Raw genomic sequence first — 16030 nt, forward strand, 5'->3', positions numbered from 1 at the left:
CCACATACCAGGAGCACGGCATGGACATCATCATCATGATCATTGTGGGTTTCATCGTCGGCCTGATTGCTCGCGCCATCATGCCGGGAGACCAGCCCATGGGCATCATCTTGACCACCATACTCGGCATCGTCGGCGCCGTCGTGGCCGGCTTCCTCGGGCGGACCCTCGGTTGGTACGCCCCAGGCGAGCCCGCAGGCTGGATCGCGTCGGTGGTCGGCGCCATCATCGTGCTTTTCGTCGTCGGCCTGGTCCGGCGCCGCGCCTGACCAGGCGCGCCAGCATGACAAAAGCCCGCCCTCCCACGGAAGGCGGGCTTTTCTTTTACCTGGGAGGCAGCAAGCGGCGTAAACCGCTTGGCGGGGGGCTGTTCTTTCAGCCGTCCTCGCGGACGTGGGCGGCGATGCGCTCCCGCAGCCATGCGTGCGCCGGATCCCGGTGGCTGCGCTCGTGCCAGAACATGGCCATGTCGTAGCCCTGCACCGCCACCGGCGGCGCCACCAGCCGCAGCCCCGCCGACGCCCGCGCCAGGCGCTCCGGCAACATCGCGACCAGGTCCGTGCGCGCCAGCGTCGCCGCCACGAAGAGGAAATGCGGCACCGACAAGGCGACCCGCCGTTGCATTCCCCGCTCCGCCAGCGCCCGGTCCGTGACCCCGTGAAAGCCACCGCCGTCTTGCGAAACGACCACGTGCTCCAGGGCGCAGAACTGTTTCAGGGTAGGCCGGCGCCGCAAGCCAGGGTGTCCGTCGCGGCCGGCCAGTACATAGCGTTCCCCGAACAGGAACTGCCGGTGCAAGCGCGGCGGGGTCTCCGCGTCATGCCAGATGTGGAAGCCCAGATCGATCTCGCCCCGCTCCATCTGGGCAGCGAGCCGCAGCGGCGCAAGCTCCAGCACGGCCACGCGCGATTGCGGCGCCGCAGTGCGCAAATCCGCCAGGAGCGGCAGCAGGACCGTGGTTTCGCTGTAGTCCGTGGCGGCGATGCGCCATGTCACGCTGGCCTGGACCGGTTCAAAGGACGCCGGCGGCGCGATCGTGCCGGCCAACACGCGCAGGGCCTCGCGCAAGGGTTCCCGCAAGGCCAGGGCGCGCGCCGTCGGGCGCATGCCGCGCGGCCCGGGCAGCAACAGAGGGTCGTCGAACACCTCGCGCAGCCTGGCCAGTTGCACGCTGACGGTGGGCTGCGCCAGGAACAGCCGCTGCGCCGCCCGCGTGACATTCAACTCCGCCAGCAAGGCGTCCAGCGTGACCAGCAGGTTCAGGTCGATACGCCTGAGATTGTCCATGGCAATACCTGGAATTTCAGAAATTCATTTCCAATATAGCTTGGAAATTCCTAAGCTGGGCGCATCGTCACTTCGCATTGGAAATGCACCATGAATATCCTCATCGTCCATGCCCACCCCGAACCCCGGTCGCTGAACGGCGCCCTGAAGGACTACGCCGTCCAGCATCTACGCGCGCAAGGCCATGCCGTCCAGGTGTCCGACCTCTATGCGATGCGCTGGAAGGCGACGCTGGATGGCGCCGACCGCCTGGACCGCGATCCGGACGCGCGCTTCGACGCGTCGCTCGATTCCATGCAGGCGTATGAAGGAGGCACGCAAAGCGCCGACATCGCCGCCGAACAGGACAAGCTGCGCTGGGCCGACGCCGTGCTTTTCCATTTCCCGCTGTGGTGGTTCTCCATGCCCGCCATCATGAAGGGCTGGTTCGAACGGGTCTATGCCTACGGCTTCGGCTATGGCGTCGGCGAGCATTCCGACCAGCGCTGGGGCGACCGTTACGGCGAAGGCATGCTGGCCGGCAAGCGCGCGATGCTGGTGGTCACGACCGGCGGCTGGGACTCGCACTATGGGCCGCGCGGCATCAACGGTCCGCTGGACGACCTGCTCTTCCCCATACACCACGGCATGTTGTTCTACCCGGGGTTCGACGTGCTGCCGCCCTTCGTCGTCTATCGCACCGGCCGCATGGACGATACGCGCTACGCGCGGACGACGGCCGCGCTGGGAGAACGCCTGGATGCCCTGTGGACGCAGGCGCCCATTCCCTTCCGCCGCCAGAACGCCGGCGACTACCTGATTCCGCAACTGACGCTGCGGCCGGACGTGGCGCCAGGCGTCAGCGGGTTCTCCGCGCATACGGCATAAGGCCGTACGGGAGCATCAGCGCGCTTATGCCGCCGCGGCCAACGGCGCACGGGCCGCGCGCAGCTTGGCCGATGCGTCGCGCAAGGCGGTGCGCAGGCCTTCTTCAACCACGGGGTGATAGAAGGGCATGTCCAGCATCGCGTCCACGGTCAGCTGCTGTTGCAAGGCCCAGGCCAGCAGGTGCGCCAGGTGCTCGACGCCGGGGCCGGCCATTTCAGCGCCCAGGAAGCGCCCGCTGGCGCGGTCGGCATAGACGTGCAGCCGGCCCTTGTTCTTCAGCATGACGCGCGAACGTCCCTGGTTGCCGAAGTCCACCTCGCCGGTCACGTAGCCGCCTTCATGCAGGCGGCCATGGGGCGTGCCGACCACGGCGATCTGCGGGTCCGAGAACACCACCGCCATCGGCGCGCGGCGCCGGCCGGGGGTGACGCGCGGATAATGGGCCGCGTTCTCGCCCGCGATGCGGCCTTCGTCGGCCGCTTCGTGCAGCAGGGGCACGTCGCTGTTCGCGTCGCCGGCGATGAAGATGGGCGACGTGCCGGACTGCATCGTATGACGATCGAATTCCGGCACCCCCGCCGGGTTCAGCTTGAGCGACGTATTCTTCAGATCGAGACCGCCCACGTTGGGCCGGCGGCCGGTCGCCACCAGCACGTAGTCGAAGGTCTCGGTGCGCTCGCTGTTGTCGAGGGCCACATAGCGTATCTTCACCGTATCGCCCTCGCGCGTCGTGTCCAGCACCCGCGCATCGGGGTCCAGGTAGAACTCTTCCTGGAAGGCCTTGCGGGCGCTGTCCCGCACCACGGGATCGGACAAGCCGCCAAGGCTGCCGCTGATGCCGAAGACCCGCACCCGCACCCCCAGGCGCGCCAAGGCCTGGCCCAGCTCCAGGCCGATGACGCCGGGACCGAATACGGCCACGCTGCGCGGCAGGTCGTCCCAGTAGAAGACGTCGTCGTTGACGACCACGCGGTCGCCCAGGGCCTTGAACGGCGGCGGCACGACCGGCGTAGAACCGGTGGCGATGACGACGCTGGCCGCCTGGATCTCGGTGTGGTCGTCCACGCGCAATACGGTATCGGAGACAAAGCGCGCGTAGCCGAGCAGCTTGTCCTGCGCCGGGATGCTTTCCACGCCTTCCACGACGAAACCGACGAAGCGGTCGCGCTCGCGGCGCACGCGGGCCATGACCTCGCGGCCGTCGACCCGCACCTTGCCGTCGATATGCACGCCAAACGGCGCACCGTGGTGGGCCGCATGGGCAGCCTCGGCCGCGGCGATCAAGAGCTTGGAGGGCATGCAGCCCACGCGGGCGCAGGTGGTGCCGTATTGGCCGCCCTCGATCAGCAGCGCGCGCTTGCCGGCGGCGACAGCCGCGCGGTAGGCGCCCAATCCGGCGGTGCCGGCGCCGATCACGGCGACATCGGTATGCAGGGTTTTCATGGTTATCCTTTTTGGCGTTGGGGCGTTGGGGCGTTGGGGCGGCACCGCGCCACGGCCGCGCGGAGATCGGGTGGCCGTGAGGGTTGCGAGGCGAACGAGCTTGGGGCGCCGCGCCACATTCACGCGGGCTCGCGTGCCGCGATAGCCGGGGGGCGGGGACGCGGCACGGACGGCGGGACGCGCGCCGGACGGCGGGGGCCGGCCACCCGCGGCGCGGGGACGCCGCGCCGCGGGCTGCCACGTCGCGATCAGGCGATGGCGAAGTGCGCCTTCAACTGGTCCAGGCCGCCGATCAGCGCGCCGTTGATGAACACCTGCGGCGCGGTGCCCGCGCCCGACACGGCGCCGATCACGCGGCCACGCACCTTGTTGTCCAGCGGGATATCAACGAAGTTGTAGCCCTTGTCTTCCAGGATGCCCTTGGCCTCGATGCAAAAGGGGCAGCCGACCTTGGAGAACACGACGACCTGGTCCGGCTTGGCGGCCGACGGCGCCAGGTAGTTCAGCATGGTGTCCGCATCCGAAACTTCGAAGGGGTCGCCTTCCTTTTCGGGCTCGATGAACATCTTCTCGATCACGCCGTCACGCACCAGCATGGAATAGCGCCAGCTGCGCTTGCCGAAGCCGAGGTCGCGCTTGTCGACCAGCATGCCCATGCCTTCGGTGAAGTCGCCATTGCCGTCGGGCAGCAGGTTGATGTTCGACGCTTCCTGGTCCTTGGCCCACTCGTTCATGACGAAGGTGTCGTTGACCGACAGGCAAACGATGCTGTCGACGCCATTGGCGAAGAAGGCCGGGGCCAGTTCGTTGTAGCGCGGCAGATGGGTGGACGAGCAAGTGGGGGTAAACGCGCCGGGCAGGGAGAACACGACCACCGTCTTGTTCTTGAACACGTCGTCGGTGCTTACCTGCTTCCATTCATTGCCTACGCGGATGGGGAAAGTGGCGTTGGGGACGCGTTGGCCTTCACGAGCTTGCAGCATGGGGGAATCTCCGGTCTGGGGTTTTTGAACTGTCGGCGTTGACGCCATGACCAAATAATAAATAATAACTATCTATTTATCTAATTTAATTAATTTATTCGATTGATAGCTTTGGATAATCGGAGATTTATTGGCGATAGCGTTTATTTTATCGCCGGCGGCCGACGACCGTTAGGGGGGGTGCCCGGCCGAGGCCGGGCACCATGCCGGACCGGAGGGCGCGTCGTCGCTGTGCGCGACGACGTGTTTTGCGGCTGGCCCGTACGGAAGCCGGTGACGGCCGGTCCCCCCTGCCCAGTACGGAATCCATGACAGCGGCCCGGGCGGAAGCCACGGCGACGGCTCTTGCCACCAACCCGGGCGGAAGCCACGATGACAGCTCTCCCCGCCGACCCGGGCGGAAGCCACGGCGACGGCTCTTGCTACGGCCTGGGCGGAAGCCAGTTACGCTGGCGTGGGGCTGTAGCCGGCGTCGCGGATGGCGTTTTCTACAGCGAATTTGTCGTCGGTGCCGGTGACGGTGACGCGGTGGTTGGCCACGTCCGCCTCGACGGCGGCGCCGGGGACCGCGGCCGTGACCGCGCCGGTGATGGTCTTCACGCAATGGCCGCACGTCATGTCGGGAACTTGGTATTGCAGGACCATGATGGTTCTCCTGTGTAGGTATTCCACAAACAAGCCCAGGACGGGCTTGAGGACCAATCGAGCATAAACCTTCCCCCAATGGGAGGGTCAAGCGCCGCCAGACAGCTTGCAACTGGCGGGCTTGACCTTACCATTATGGGAAGGATGACACTGACGCCATCCTGTCCATCCTCGCCCCATCATGAACACACCCGCCCTCCCCGCCACGGAACTGGATCTCGCCATCGAAGGCATGAGCTGCGCGTCCTGCGTGCGGCGCGTGGAAAAGGCCCTGGCCGCCGTGCCCGGGGTCAGCGACGCCAGCGTCAACCTGGCCACGGAACGCGCCCGCGTCGCCTGGCAAGGCGGCGTCGCGGATCCCCTGCTTGCCGCCGTCGCCAAGGCCGGCTACGCCGCGCACGTCATCGAGGACCCCAGCCGCCAGGCAGCGCAATTGAACGCGCACCGCGAGGCCGAGGCGCGCCGCCTGCAACGCCGCTTCTGGCTGGCGCTAGTCCTGGCCCTCCCCGTCTTCCTCCTGGAAATGGGCGGCCACCTCTTTGCGCCCGTGCACGGCTGGATCGACGCCCACCTCGGCATGCGGCAAAGCTGGCTGGTACAGGCCCTGCTGACAACCGTGCTGCTGGCCGGCCCGGGCCGCGACTTCTTCCTGCTGGGCCTGCCGGCGCTGTGGCGGCGCGCGCCGGACATGAATTCCCTGGTGGCCCTGGGCGCGGGCAGCGCCTGGGGCTATTCGCTCGTGGCGACCTTCCTGCCGGACGCACTGCCCGCCGGCACCGGCGCCGTCTACTTCGAGGCCGCCGCGGTCATCGTCACCCTCATCCTGCTGGGCCGCATGCTGGAAGCGCGCGCCAAGGGCCGCACCGGCGCGGCCATCGCCCGGCTGGCAGCCTTGCAGCCCCGCACCGCGCGCGTAACAAGGGCGGGCGCCACGGTGGACCTGCCCATCGCCGAAGTGCGCGTCGGCGACCAGGTCATGGTGCGTCCCGGCGAGAAAATCCCCGTCGACGGGGAGGTCATCGACGGCGGGTCGTATGTCGACGAATCGATGATCACGGGCGAACCCGTGCCGGTGGAAAAAGCGCGGGGCGCCGGCGTCACCGGCGGCACGCTCAACACGACGGGGGCGCTGACCCTGCGTGTCACCCATACCGGCACCGATACGGCGCTGGCCCGCATCGCGCAACTGGTCGAGCAGGCCCAGGGCGCCCGCCTGCCCATCCAGGCACTGGTGGACCGCGTCACCTACTACTTCGTGCCCGCCATCCTGTGCGCCGCCCTGCTCACCTTCGCCGCGTGGCTGGCGTGGGGTCCCGCGCCCTCGCTGCCGCTGGCGCTGGTGCACGCGGTGGCGGTGCTGATCGTGGCCTGCCCGTGCGCCATGGGGCTCGCCACGCCCATGTCCATCATGGTCGGCACGGGACGCGCGGCCGAGCTGGGGGTGCTGTTCCGCCAGGGCACGGCGCTGCAAACCTTGCGCGACGTGGATGTGGTGGCCTTCGACAAGACCGGCACGCTGACGGTCGGCAAGCCGTCGCTGACGGATATGCAACTGGCCCCGGGCCTGGCACGCGACGACGTGCTGGCGTGGACCGCCGGCGTGCAGTCCGCGTCCGAACATCCCATCGCCGTGGCCATCCTGGCGGCGGCGCGCGATGCACGCCTGGACATTCCGCCCGTGCGCGACTTCGAAGCGCTGACCGGCGCCGGCGTGCGGGGCACCGTCGGGGAGCGCCAGATCCTGCTGGGATCGGCCGCGCTGATGCGCCAGGCCGGCGTGGACATCGCCGTCTTCGGCGACCTTGCCGACGCCTGGGCCAGCGCCGGCAAGACGCCCATCCACGTGGCCATCGATGGCCGGGCGGCGGCGCTGATGGCGGTGGCCGACCCGATCAAGCCGGGCGCCGCCGGCGCCATCGCGGCCCTGCATGCGGCGGGCGTGCGCACCGCGATGATCACCGGCGACGATCGCCGCACCGCGCAGGCGGTGGCGCGCGAGCTGGGCATCGATGATGTCTACGCGGAGACCCTGCCGGCCGACAAGCAGCGCCTGATCGCGCAATTGCAGGCGACCGGCCGCGACCAGGCGCACGGCCGGAACCAGCGGGTGGCCTTCGTCGGCGATGGCATCAACGATGCCCCGGCCCTGGCCGCCGCGGATGTCGGCATCGCCATAGGCACCGGCACGGACGTGGCGCTGGACGCCGCCGACGTGGTGTTGATGTCCGGCGATCCGCAAGGCGTGCCGCGCGCGATCGGCGTCAGCCATGCGACCTTGGTAAACATCCGCCAGAACCTTTTCTGGGCCTTTGCCTACAACGTCGCCTTGATTCCGTTGGCGGCGGGCGTGCTGCAGCCGCTGGGCGGCCCCGCCCTGTCGCCGATCTTCGCGGCCGCGGCCATGGCCCTGTCCAGCGTCTTCGTGGTGGGCAATGCCCTCAGGTTGAAACGCTACGGCGCCGGGAGGAAAGCATCATGAATATCGGACAAGCCGCGACGGCCACCGGCATCAGCGCGAAGATGATCCGCTACTACGAAAGCATAGGCCTGATCGACGCCGCCGGCCGCACGGATGCCGGCTACCGCGTCTATACCGACCACGACCTGCACACGCTGCGCTTCATCCGGCGCGCGCGCGACCTGGGCTTCAGCGTCGAGGTGATGCGGGACCTGCTGGCGCTGTGGCGCGACCGCGGCCGCGCCAGCGCCGACGTCAAGCGCATCGCGCTGGAACACGTGGCGGAACTCGAGCGCAAGGCGGCCGCCCTGCGGCAGATGGCGGACACCCTGCAACACCTGGCCGCCCATTGCCATGGCGACCAACGGCCGGATTGCCCCATCATCGACGAACTGGGCGCGCCCTGAGAAAATCGGCCGCGCCACGACCCGCCGCCGCAACGACTTACGCGATTACGCGACCGGACCGGTCCACTCCGTGACGAACTCGCGGAAGTCCGGCCGCTGCACGGCGGGCACCGCGCAGGCAGGCGTGCCGATCGCCAGGTAGCCAAGGAAGCGGTAGTCCAGCGCATCGAAACCCAGCGCCTGCTGGACCTCTTCCACGTACGTGCCGACGCCCGTGCTCCAGAACGCGCCATAGCCCAGCATGTGCACGGCGTTCAGGATGTTCATGACCGACGCGCCCGCCGCCAGCATCTGCTCGTGCTCGGGGATCTTGCCGTGGTCGATCTTTTGCGCGACCGCGATGAACAGGGGCACGCCCGCCATCCACTCGCGCACCGACTTTTCCTTTTCGGGCGTCATGCGCGGATCGCCGCCGCGCTTGACCGCATCCAGCGCCAGATCGGCCAGTTTGGCAATGTTCTCGCCACGGATGATGGCGTAGCGCCACGGACGCAGCGAGCCATGGTCCGGCGCCGACATGCCGGCCTGGAGAATCTGGGCCAGTTCGTCGGGCGACGGCGCGGGGCCACGCAGGAACTTGGTGGAACGGCGGGAGTACAGCGCGTGCAAGGGCGCGGAAATGATTTCAGGGGAGTTCATGCTTCGGGATTTCTCTCGTAACGGTTGAGTGGAGCGCGTCACTGCAAGGCTGCACGGCGCATCGTCATGCGCGACGACGCGCGGCCGCCTCGCGGCCCCGGAATCAACCCAGATGGGTATGGCGTTCGGGACGCTCCTCGACTTGCATTTCGGCCAGGCCATGCAGGATGCCGCAATTTTCGGCATGCGGCCTGGCCGAAAGACATCGCTGGCGCAGTTCGCCCAGCTGCGTCTTCAACTGCGTCAGCTCGGCGATGCGCTCGTCGACGTGGGTAATGTGGGCATCGAAGATATCGTTGATGGGCCCGCAGTCGGCCGCGTGACTGTCGGCCAGCTGCAGGATGGCGCGGATTTCCTCCTGCGTCATGTCCAGCGCCCGGCAGTTGCGGATGAGGCGCAGGCGGTCGACATGCTGCGGCCCATAGCTGCGGTAATTGTTGACACCCCGCTCCGGGGCCGGCAACAGGCCTTCCTTTTCGTAATAGCGCACGGTTTCCACCGTAGTGCCGGCGGCCTTGGCCAATTCACCGATTTTCATAGTCCAGCCTCCGCGTGTGGCACGTTGCAACGCAACGCTTGACCCTATAGTAACCCCAGGGTGTGGAATGCACCCATGAAGACCACATTCCCGCCTATTGTTTCCGCCAAAACCGGGGACGGATATCGCCCTGAGCCCGGCGCCGCCCACGACCATGACGACTGCCGCGGCCACGACGCGCCGGCGGCGAGGCAGGCCGGTCACGATCATGACCACGGTGACGGCCACGGCCATTGCCGTGAACACGACCACCATGCGCACGGCGCCGATGGGCATGCCCACGCGCATGGCGAAGACAACCATCTGCACGGCCATGGCGGCAAGCACGCCCACGGGCACGCCGCGCATGGCGGCGACCACGGCCCCGAACATGCCTGCTGCGGTCACGACCATGGCGCGCGCCCGGCGTCGGCGGAGCCCGACCTGCGCCCCGCGTCCGGCGAAACGCTGACCCGCCTGCTGATCGACCAGATGGACTGCCCCACCGAGGAAACGCTGATACGCCGCAAGCTTGGCGCGATGCCCGAGGTGCGGCAGTTGCACTTCAACCTGATGCAGCGCGTGCTGACCGTGGTCCACGCCACGCCGGCCCTGGCATCCGTGCAAGCCGCCATCAAGGACCTGGGCATGACGCCGTCGGTGCTGGAAGGCAGCGCCGCTCCGACGCCCGCCGCCGCGCCCACGCGCTGGCGCGGCCTCATCGCGGGCGGCGTGCTGGCGGCCCTGGCCGAGGCGGTGCACTTCGCCGGCAACCCGCTGCTGGGTCCGGTGCCCGTGTCGGCGGCGCTGGCGCTGCTGGCCGTGCTCGCCTGCGGCCTGACCACCTACCGGAAAGGCTGGATCGCCATCCGCAACGGCAACCTGAACATCAATGCCCTGATGAGCATCGCCGTCACCGGCGCGGCCGCCATCGGCCAGTGGCCCGAAGCCGCGATGGTCATGTTCCTGTTCAACGTGGCGGAACTGATCGAGGCCCGGTCGCTGGACCGCGCGCGCAACGCCGTGCGCGGCCTGCTCGATCTGGCGCCGGCGCAGGCCACCGTACGCCAGGCCGACGGCAGCTGGCAGGACGCGCCAGCCGCCAGCCTGAAGGTGGGCGACGTGGTCCGCGTCCGCCCCGGCGAACGCATTGCCGCCGACGGCGTGCTCGTCGCCGGCGCCTCGGCCGTCGACCAATCGCCCATTACCGGCGAAAGCCTGCCGGCCGAGAAGACCGTGGGCGACCCCGTCTATGCGGCCACGGTGAACACCCATGGCGCCTTCGAATACCGCGTCTCCGCCGCCGCCGCGGACAGCACGCTGGCGCGCATCATCCACGCCGTCGAGCAGGCCCAGGGCGCGCGCGCGCCCACGCAGCGCTTCATCGACCGGTTCGCCCGCATTTACACGCCGGCCGTGGTGGCCCTGGCCTTGCTGGTGGCCTGCGTGCCCCCCCTGGCGCTGGGCCAGCCCTGGCTGGTCGCGATCTACCGGGCGCTGACCCTGCTGATCATCGCCTGCCCATGCGCGCTGGTGATCTCGACGCCGGTCAGCGTGGTGAGCGGGCTGACGGCGGCGGCGCGGCGCGGCATCCTGATCAAGGGCGGCGCCTACCTGGAAAACGGCCGCCGCCTGCGCTGGCTGGCGCTGGACAAGACCGGCACCATCACCCATGGCCGCCCAACGCTGACGGACCTGCTACCCCTGGATGGCACGCCGGAAGCTGCCGCGCGCCGTGCGGCCGCCAGCCTGGCGGCGCGCTCGGACCACCCCGTCTCGCTGGCCATCGCCGCCGGCGCGGCGGTCGCGGGCCCCCTGGCCGAAGTCGAGGAATTCGCCGCCCTGCCCGGACGCGGCACCCGCGGCCGCATCGACGGCGTGACCTATCACCTGGGCAATGCCCGCCTGATGCGCGAACTGGGCCTGGACACGCCGGCGCTGGCGCAGGCCCTGGACGCACTGGAAAGCCAGGGCAAGACGGCCGTGGTCCTGGCGGACCCGCAACGCGCCCTGGCCATCGCGGCCGTGGCCGATACGGTCAAGCCGGCCAGCCGCCAGGCCATCGCGGACCTGCATGCGCTGGGCCTGCGGACCCTGATGCTGAGCGGCGACAACCAGGCGACCGTGCGTGCCATCGCCGACGAGGTGGGCATGGACGCGGCGCTCGGCGAGCAGTTGCCCGAGCACAAGCTGCAGGCCCTGGAAGAGCGCGCCGGCGAGGGCCTGGTCGGCATGGTGGGCGACGGCATCAACGACGCCCCCGCGCTGGCACGCGCCGACATCGGTTTCGCCATGGGCGCGGCCGGCACCGGCACCGCCATCGAAACCGCCGACGTGGCGCTGATGGACGACGACCTGCGCAAGATCGGCGAGTTCGTGCGCCTGTCGCGTGCCACCCATCGCGTGCTGGTGCAGAACATCGTGTTGGCGCTGGGGATCAAGGCGGTCTTCCTGGCGCTGACGCTGGCCGGCGCAGCGACGCTGTGGATGGCGGTTTTCGCGGATGTCGGCGCCAGCCTGCTGGTAGTGGCCAATGGCCTGCGACTGCTGCGCACGGGCGATGGCCGGCTGGCGCGGGGCCACTCGATAGACGCCGACGCCGGACTCAAGGCCGCTCGGGCCTGAACGGCATACGCCCGTCAGGCCATGCCGTGCGCCTGACGCGCCAGATACACCTCATGCAAGGTAATCTTGCGCACCTCCGCCTGGCTGGACGCGATATGGGCCGACAGCAGCCGGCAGGCCTCGTCCGCCCGTTGCGCCAGCACGGCGCGCAGGATACGGGCATGCTCGTCATAGGTGGCTTCCACGCGGGGACGCTGCGTGAAATCCAGGCGGCGGATGATGCGGATGCGCTCGGTGATCTCACCATGCACGCGCGTCATTTCATCGTTGCCGGCGGCGCGCACCAGCGTGCAATGGAAAGCCTCGTCCCATAGCCCTACCTGCGCCATGTCCTGGCAGCGGTCCGCGGCGGCAACCAGCCAGATATCGGCAAGGCCATCGAGCGCCCCGCGGTCGATGCGCGGGGATCCCGTGCACAAGCGCCGCACGGCCTCCGACTCCAGTACCAGGCGCAGGTCGTACAGTTGCTCGAATTGCTTGAAGTCGAAGGGCAAGACCCGCCAGCCGGCACGGAACAGGACCTCGACATAGCCCTCCTGTTGCAGGCGAAACAGGGCCTGCCGCACCGGCGTGCGCGACACGCCCAGGCGGTCGCTGATTTCGCCTTCGGTGAAGCGGTCGCCGGGCACCAGGCGAAAGTCCGCGATATCGCGCTTGAGCAAGGCATAGACATCCGCCGCGCGGCTGCGGCGCTCCGCGAGAGCCGGCGCTGCCGGGTCGCGCCGCCGCGTGCCGGCAGCGCGGCCTTCCCCCTGCTCCGCAGCATTGCGTCCCTTCATGCCGGCGCCTCTACAGCGCCGCCCGGCGCAAGCCGGCGACGCCGGCACGTTCCAGGGCACGCGCGGCGCGCAGGGCGAGGTCCTCGCGCCAGGGCGCGGCGATGACCTGCACGCCCAGGGGCAAGCCTTCCGTCCCGTCCGGCCACAAGGGCGCCGCGACGACGGGGCAACCCGCAAAGGAAACCGGCTGGGTCAGCAATCCCATCGCGGCGCGGGCGGGCTGCGTGGCGCCGTTCACGTCCAGCCATTCGGTGCCGATCGGCAAGGCGGACACGGGCGTCGCCGGCGCCAGCAGCACGTCCCACCGCCGGAACAAGGCCAGTACCCGCTCCCGGTAGACCCGGCGAAAACGATGGGCGCGCGCCACCCAATGCGCCGGCTGCAACGCGCCCGCGATGAAGCGGTCCACGGACAGGGGCTCGAAATCGTCGGCCCGGCGCCTCAGGTCGTCCAGGTGCAGGCTGCCGCCCTCGCTTGCCGTGATGATGAACGCGGCAACGCGCGCCAGGCCCGCATCCGGCCATTCGACCAGGCCTTGCGAGCCCAGTGCCCTGCCCGCCATGCGCACCGCGGCGCGCGCCGGGTCGGTGGCGTTGTCGTCGAAGTAGCCATCGAGCACCCCCACCCTCAGCCCCTGCACGCCCTGTCCGACGACAGGCGCGACAGGCTGGACGGCGCGCGCATGGCAGGCGGGATCCCGCGCATCGACGAATTGCAGCGCATCGTAGACGCGCGCCAGCAGCGTCGCCGAGTCGGCGAACGGTCCCAGGTGGTCGATGCTGTGGACGAAGGGATAGGTGCCGCGCCTGGACAACCGGCCGAAGGTCGGCTTCAGGCCCCACACGCCGCATAGCGACGCGGGCACGCGGATGGAGCCATTGGTGTCCGAGCCCAGCGTCACCGGGACTTGCCCGGCCGCCACCGCGGCGCCTGATCCGCCGGACGACCCTCCGGCGATGCGCCGTGGATCGTGCGGGTTGCGCACCGGCCCGTCATGGGTGTTCTCGGTGGTAAAGCCGTAGGCGTACTCGTCCATGTTCAGGGCGCCCACCAGCACCGCGCCCGCCTCGCGCAGGCGCTGCACCAGCGCCGCATCGGCGGCGGCTGGCGCATGCTCGCGGTTGATGCGGGAGCCGGCGACCGTGACTTCGCCGTCGATGTCGTACAGGTTCTTGACCGCGTAAGGCAGCCCGGCCAAGGGCGGCAGGGTCTCGCCGGCCGCCCGCCGCGCATCGATGGCGTCGGCCTCGCGCCGCGCACGGTCGAGCGTGCGAAGGGTAAAGGCATTGACGCGGTCATCCACGGCGTCCACGCGCGCGATGCACTGTTCCAGCCAATCGCGGGCCCGCAGCTCACCGCGCGCGACGGCCGCCAGGCGCGCCAGGGTGTCCCCGCCATCCAGGAAGCCGGCCGCATCCGCGCCGGCGTGCCGAAACTTCCCCGCCGCGCTCATGCCTGCACCTCCGGAAAAGGCGCCGGGCAGAACAACGCCACGGGCTCGTCGTCCACGCCCAGGGGCACGGCGTCCAACAGCGCCGCCATGGCCTGGGTACGCCCCAGGTGGGCGGCCACGCGGCGCGCGCGGGCGGGGTCCAGCGGCAGGTCCAGCAAGGCCGCGCTGGCATGGACATAGTCCAGGATACGGGGGTCTTCCGTCATTGCGTTTCTCCTTCCTTGCGTCTCGCCAGGGAGCGCGCCTGGCGCCGCGCTCAGCGCCGGACTTCGCGCTGGAATATCTCCAGGCTCAATTTCTTGGCCGCCACGAAACTGGGTTGGGACAAGGTTTCCACGGTGCGCGGCCGGGCGTCCGTGTATTCCAGGATCTCCGCCACCTTGGTGGGCCGCTTGGTCAACAGCAGGATCTGGTCCGCCAGGTAGACGGCCTCTTCCAGGTCATGCGAGACCAGCAGCATGGTGGTGCCGGTCTGGATGAACACCTCCTGCAGCTTCTCGCGAATGAACAGCGTCATCTCGAAGTCCAGCGCGGAAAATGGCTCGTCCAGGAACAGGACCTCGGGCCGCGGCGCCAGCGCCCGCATGATGGACGCGGTCTGCTGCTGGCCGCCGGACAGTTCATACGGATAGCGGTTCAGGTCGAACTTGACGTCGAAGGAGGCCACCAGTTCATCCATGCGGCGGTCTACTTCGGCCTTGCCCTTGCCCTCCAGCAGCAAGGGATAGGCAATGTTGTCTATGGTCCGCATCCAGGGAAACAGCGCCTCGCGGTAGTTCTGGAAAACATAGCCGATGCGGGTATCCTTCAGCGACTTGCCGTCGAACAGGATTTCGCCGCGATCGATCGGGATGAGCCCGGCGATCATGTTGATCAAGGTGCTCTTGCCGCAACCGTTGGGGCCGAACACCGACACGATCTTGTTCTTGGGAATGTCGAGGTCGAAGTTCTCGTACAACGGCCAGCCGGCGAAGTATTTCGTCAGGCCCCGGATGGTGATGTGGGTGCCCACGGGCCCGGGCTGGAAGCGCGGCTTGGGCACATCGGCGAAGGCTGGGGGGTTCAACACGGTACTCATGGCTTATCTTCCGCTCCAATGGACCACACGGCGTTCCAGCACCAGGAACAGGATGTTCAGGACATAGCCCAGCGCGCCGGCCGCGAGGATGGCGGCGTACATGGTCTTGACGTTGAGCACCTGCTGGGCGTCGATGATGGCGTGCCCCAGGCCGTTCTCGGACCCGATGAACATCTCGGCGACGATGACGATGACCAGCGCCATCGACACCGCCGACCGCAGCCCGACGAAGCTGGGCTGCAGGCTCTCCCACAGCAATACATCCTTGAAGATGCGCCAGCGCGTCGCGCCCATCACGCGGGCCGCCATTACCCGCTGCTTGCGTGCGTTGATCACGCCGTACGCACTGTTGAAGACGACGATCAGCAAGGCGCCGAAGGCCGCGATGGCCACCTTGTTGATATCGCTCACGCCAAAGATCAGCAGAAAGAGCGGTATCAATGCCGATGACGGCGTCGAACGAAAGAAGTCGATCAGGAACTCGACGCTGCGGTAGGCCCGTTCGTTGCTGCCCAGCACGACGCCCAGCGGCATGCCGATGACGGCGGCGATGACAAAGGCCTCCAGCGTGCGGACCACCGTGACGGTGAAGTCCGTCAGCAACGGTCCGCCGGCCAGGCCGGTGACCAGGGCCACCAGCGTATCGGCCGGACTGGGCAGCAGGATCGCCTTGATGAGGCCCGCCCGGACCACGAGGTCCCAGATGACGAATAGCACGACCGGCCCGACAAAGGGCAGCAAGCGGTCGCGCAGCGGCGGCCTGGGCGCCGCCGCGTCACTGGAGGCCGGGGGCGCCCAGCCTGCCGGGGCGCCCGGGGCCGGGGCGGGTGCGGATGCCTTGGACATGAT

General features: G+C 68.8%; 16 protein-coding genes. 5 read left to right on the forward strand and 11 right to left on the reverse strand.

The features are described from left to right. Window positions 1–20: 20 nt before the first annotated feature. Window positions 21–269: a GlsB/YeaQ/YmgE family stress response membrane protein gene (locus tag C7R54_RS02355; RefSeq protein WP_129148578.1), complete on the forward strand. Its 249-nt coding sequence runs from the start codon at window positions 21–23 to the stop codon at window positions 267–269. A 106-nt stretch (window positions 270–375) separates the two neighbouring features. On the opposite strand, the gene C7R54_RS02360 is transcribed toward C7R54_RS02355, so the two are convergent. Beyond that, entirely contained in the window at window positions 376–1287 is a 912-nt protein-coding gene (locus C7R54_RS02360) for a LysR family transcriptional regulator (RefSeq protein WP_129148579.1), read from the reverse strand. 90 nt (window positions 1288–1377) lie between these two features. On the opposite strand from C7R54_RS02360, the gene C7R54_RS02365 reads away from it, so the two are divergent. Next, the gene (locus C7R54_RS02365; protein WP_129148580.1) at window positions 1378–2154 is read left to right on the forward strand and encodes an NAD(P)H-dependent oxidoreductase; all 777 of its coding nucleotides are present in this window, start codon (window positions 1378–1380) and stop codon (window positions 2152–2154) included. A gap of 24 nt (window positions 2155–2178) precedes the next feature. On the opposite strand, the gene C7R54_RS02370 is transcribed toward C7R54_RS02365, so the two are convergent. The 3 genes from C7R54_RS02370 to C7R54_RS02380 all read right to left on the reverse strand — a co-directional run bounded on the left by C7R54_RS02370 (window position 2179) and on the right by C7R54_RS02380 (window position 5225). Next, window positions 2179–3597, reverse strand: a complete 1419-nt coding sequence (locus C7R54_RS02370; RefSeq protein WP_129148581.1) for a dihydrolipoyl dehydrogenase — start codon at window positions 3595–3597, stop codon at window positions 2179–2181. A gap of 248 nt (window positions 3598–3845) precedes the next feature. After that, a complete protein-coding gene (locus tag C7R54_RS02375; RefSeq protein WP_129148582.1) occupies window positions 3846–4580 on the reverse strand; it encodes a glutathione peroxidase in 735 nt (244 codons plus the stop codon). A gap of 444 nt (window positions 4581–5024) precedes the next feature. After that, the gene (locus C7R54_RS02380) at window positions 5025–5225 is read right to left on the reverse strand and encodes a heavy-metal-associated domain-containing protein (RefSeq protein WP_129148583.1); all 201 of its coding nucleotides are present in this window, start codon (window positions 5223–5225) and stop codon (window positions 5025–5027) included. Between the two features lie 181 nt (window positions 5226–5406). Between C7R54_RS02380 and C7R54_RS02385 the strand changes: the two genes are divergently transcribed. Both C7R54_RS02385 and cueR read left to right on the forward strand, forming a co-directional pair. Then, window positions 5407–7704 (forward strand): heavy metal translocating P-type ATPase, encoded by a 2298-nt coding sequence (locus C7R54_RS02385; protein ID WP_129148584.1) that lies wholly within the window; start codon window positions 5407–5409, stop codon window positions 7702–7704. Next, complete coding sequence (gene cueR, locus C7R54_RS02390; protein ID WP_129148585.1) at window positions 7701–8090, forward strand: Cu(I)-responsive transcriptional regulator; 390 nt, start codon at window positions 7701–7703, stop codon at window positions 8088–8090. The genes C7R54_RS02385 and cueR overlap by 4 nt, the downstream gene beginning before the upstream one ends. Before the next feature lie 45 nt (window positions 8091–8135). On the opposite strand, the gene C7R54_RS02395 is transcribed toward cueR, so the two are convergent. Together C7R54_RS02395 and cadR are read right to left on the reverse strand one after the other, a co-directional pair. Further along, complete coding sequence (locus C7R54_RS02395) at window positions 8136–8714, reverse strand: nitroreductase family protein (protein ID WP_129149406.1); 579 nt, start codon at window positions 8712–8714, stop codon at window positions 8136–8138. 118 nt (window positions 8715–8832) lie between these two features. Then, on the reverse strand, window positions 8833–9267 hold the full coding sequence (cadR, locus tag C7R54_RS02400; RefSeq protein ID WP_129148586.1) for a Cd(II)/Pb(II)-responsive transcriptional regulator: 435 nt from the start codon (window positions 9265–9267) through the stop codon (window positions 8833–8835). Between the two features lie 75 nt (window positions 9268–9342). Between cadR and C7R54_RS02405 the strand changes: the two genes are divergently transcribed. After that, entirely contained in the window at window positions 9343–11871 is a 2529-nt protein-coding gene (locus C7R54_RS02405; RefSeq protein WP_129148587.1) for a heavy metal translocating P-type ATPase, read from the forward strand. Between the two features lie 14 nt (window positions 11872–11885). Here the strand turns inward: C7R54_RS02405 and C7R54_RS02410 are convergent, their stop codons facing one another. Genes C7R54_RS02410 through C7R54_RS02430 form a run of 5 tightly spaced genes read right to left on the reverse strand, consistent with a single transcriptional unit; the run spans window position 11886 to window position 16027 of the window. Beyond that, a complete protein-coding gene (locus C7R54_RS02410; protein WP_129148588.1) occupies window positions 11886–12650 on the reverse strand; it encodes a GntR family transcriptional regulator in 765 nt (254 codons plus the stop codon). 10 nt (window positions 12651–12660) lie between these two features. Beyond that, entirely contained in the window at window positions 12661–14103 is a 1443-nt protein-coding gene (locus C7R54_RS02415; protein ID WP_129148589.1) for an AtzE family amidohydrolase, read from the reverse strand. Next, the gene (locus C7R54_RS02420) at window positions 14100–14309 is read right to left on the reverse strand and encodes a DUF4089 domain-containing protein (protein WP_129148590.1); all 210 of its coding nucleotides are present in this window, start codon (window positions 14307–14309) and stop codon (window positions 14100–14102) included. The genes C7R54_RS02415 and C7R54_RS02420 overlap by 4 nt, the downstream gene beginning before the upstream one ends. Window positions 14310–14359: 50 nt before the next feature. Further along, on the reverse strand, window positions 14360–15181 hold the full coding sequence (locus tag C7R54_RS02425) for an ABC transporter ATP-binding protein (protein ID WP_129148591.1): 822 nt from the start codon (window positions 15179–15181) through the stop codon (window positions 14360–14362). 3 nt (window positions 15182–15184) lie between these two features. Next, the gene (locus C7R54_RS02430) at window positions 15185–16027 is read right to left on the reverse strand and encodes an ABC transporter permease (RefSeq protein ID WP_129148592.1); all 843 of its coding nucleotides are present in this window, start codon (window positions 16025–16027) and stop codon (window positions 15185–15187) included. Window positions 16028–16030: the final 3 nt, after the last annotated feature.

The organism is Achromobacter aloeverae (genome assembly GCF_004121055.1).
Taxonomy (GTDB): domain Bacteria; phylum Pseudomonadota; class Gammaproteobacteria; order Burkholderiales; family Burkholderiaceae_B; genus Bordetella_C; species Bordetella_C aloeverae.

Excerpts from the sequence above, each read along its gene's own strand:
- C7R54_RS02405 (WP_129148587.1), top strand. The coding sequence starts at position 9,343 with ATGAAGACCACATTCCCGCCTATTGTTTCCGCCAAAACCGGGGACGGA.
- cueR (WP_129148585.1), top strand. The coding sequence starts at position 7,701 with ATGAATATCGGACAAGCCGCGACGGCCACCGGCATCAGCGCGAAGATG.
- C7R54_RS02380 (WP_129148583.1), bottom strand. The coding sequence starts at position 5,225 with ATGGTCCTGCAATACCAAGTTCCCGACATGACGTGCGGCCATTGCGTG.
- C7R54_RS02370 (WP_129148581.1), bottom strand. The coding sequence starts at position 3,597 with ATGAAAACCCTGCATACCGATGTCGCCGTGATCGGCGCCGGCACCGCC.
- C7R54_RS02385 (WP_129148584.1), top strand. The coding sequence starts at position 5,407 with ATGAACACACCCGCCCTCCCCGCCACGGAACTGGATCTCGCCATCGAA.
- C7R54_RS02425 (WP_129148591.1), bottom strand. The coding sequence starts at position 15,181 with ATGAGTACCGTGTTGAACCCCCCAGCCTTCGCCGATGTGCCCAAGCCG.
- C7R54_RS02415 (WP_129148589.1), bottom strand. The coding sequence starts at position 14,103 with ATGAGCGCGGCGGGGAAGTTTCGGCACGCCGGCGCGGATGCGGCCGGC.
- cadR (WP_129148586.1), bottom strand. The coding sequence starts at position 9,267 with ATGAAAATCGGTGAATTGGCCAAGGCCGCCGGCACTACGGTGGAAACC.
- C7R54_RS02355 (WP_129148578.1), top strand. The coding sequence starts at position 21 with ATGGACATCATCATCATGATCATTGTGGGTTTCATCGTCGGCCTGATT.
- C7R54_RS02375 (WP_129148582.1), bottom strand. The coding sequence starts at position 4,580 with ATGCTGCAAGCTCGTGAAGGCCAACGCGTCCCCAACGCCACTTTCCCC.
- C7R54_RS02420 (WP_129148590.1), bottom strand. The coding sequence starts at position 14,309 with ATGACGGAAGACCCCCGTATCCTGGACTATGTCCATGCCAGCGCGGCC.
- C7R54_RS02410 (WP_129148588.1), bottom strand. The coding sequence starts at position 12,650 with ATGAAGGGACGCAATGCTGCGGAGCAGGGGGAAGGCCGCGCTGCCGGC.
- C7R54_RS02365 (WP_129148580.1), top strand. The coding sequence starts at position 1,378 with ATGAATATCCTCATCGTCCATGCCCACCCCGAACCCCGGTCGCTGAAC.
- C7R54_RS02360 (WP_129148579.1), bottom strand. The coding sequence starts at position 1,287 with ATGGACAATCTCAGGCGTATCGACCTGAACCTGCTGGTCACGCTGGAC.
- C7R54_RS02430 (WP_129148592.1), bottom strand. The coding sequence starts at position 16,027 with ATGTCCAAGGCATCCGCACCCGCCCCGGCCCCGGGCGCCCCGGCAGGC.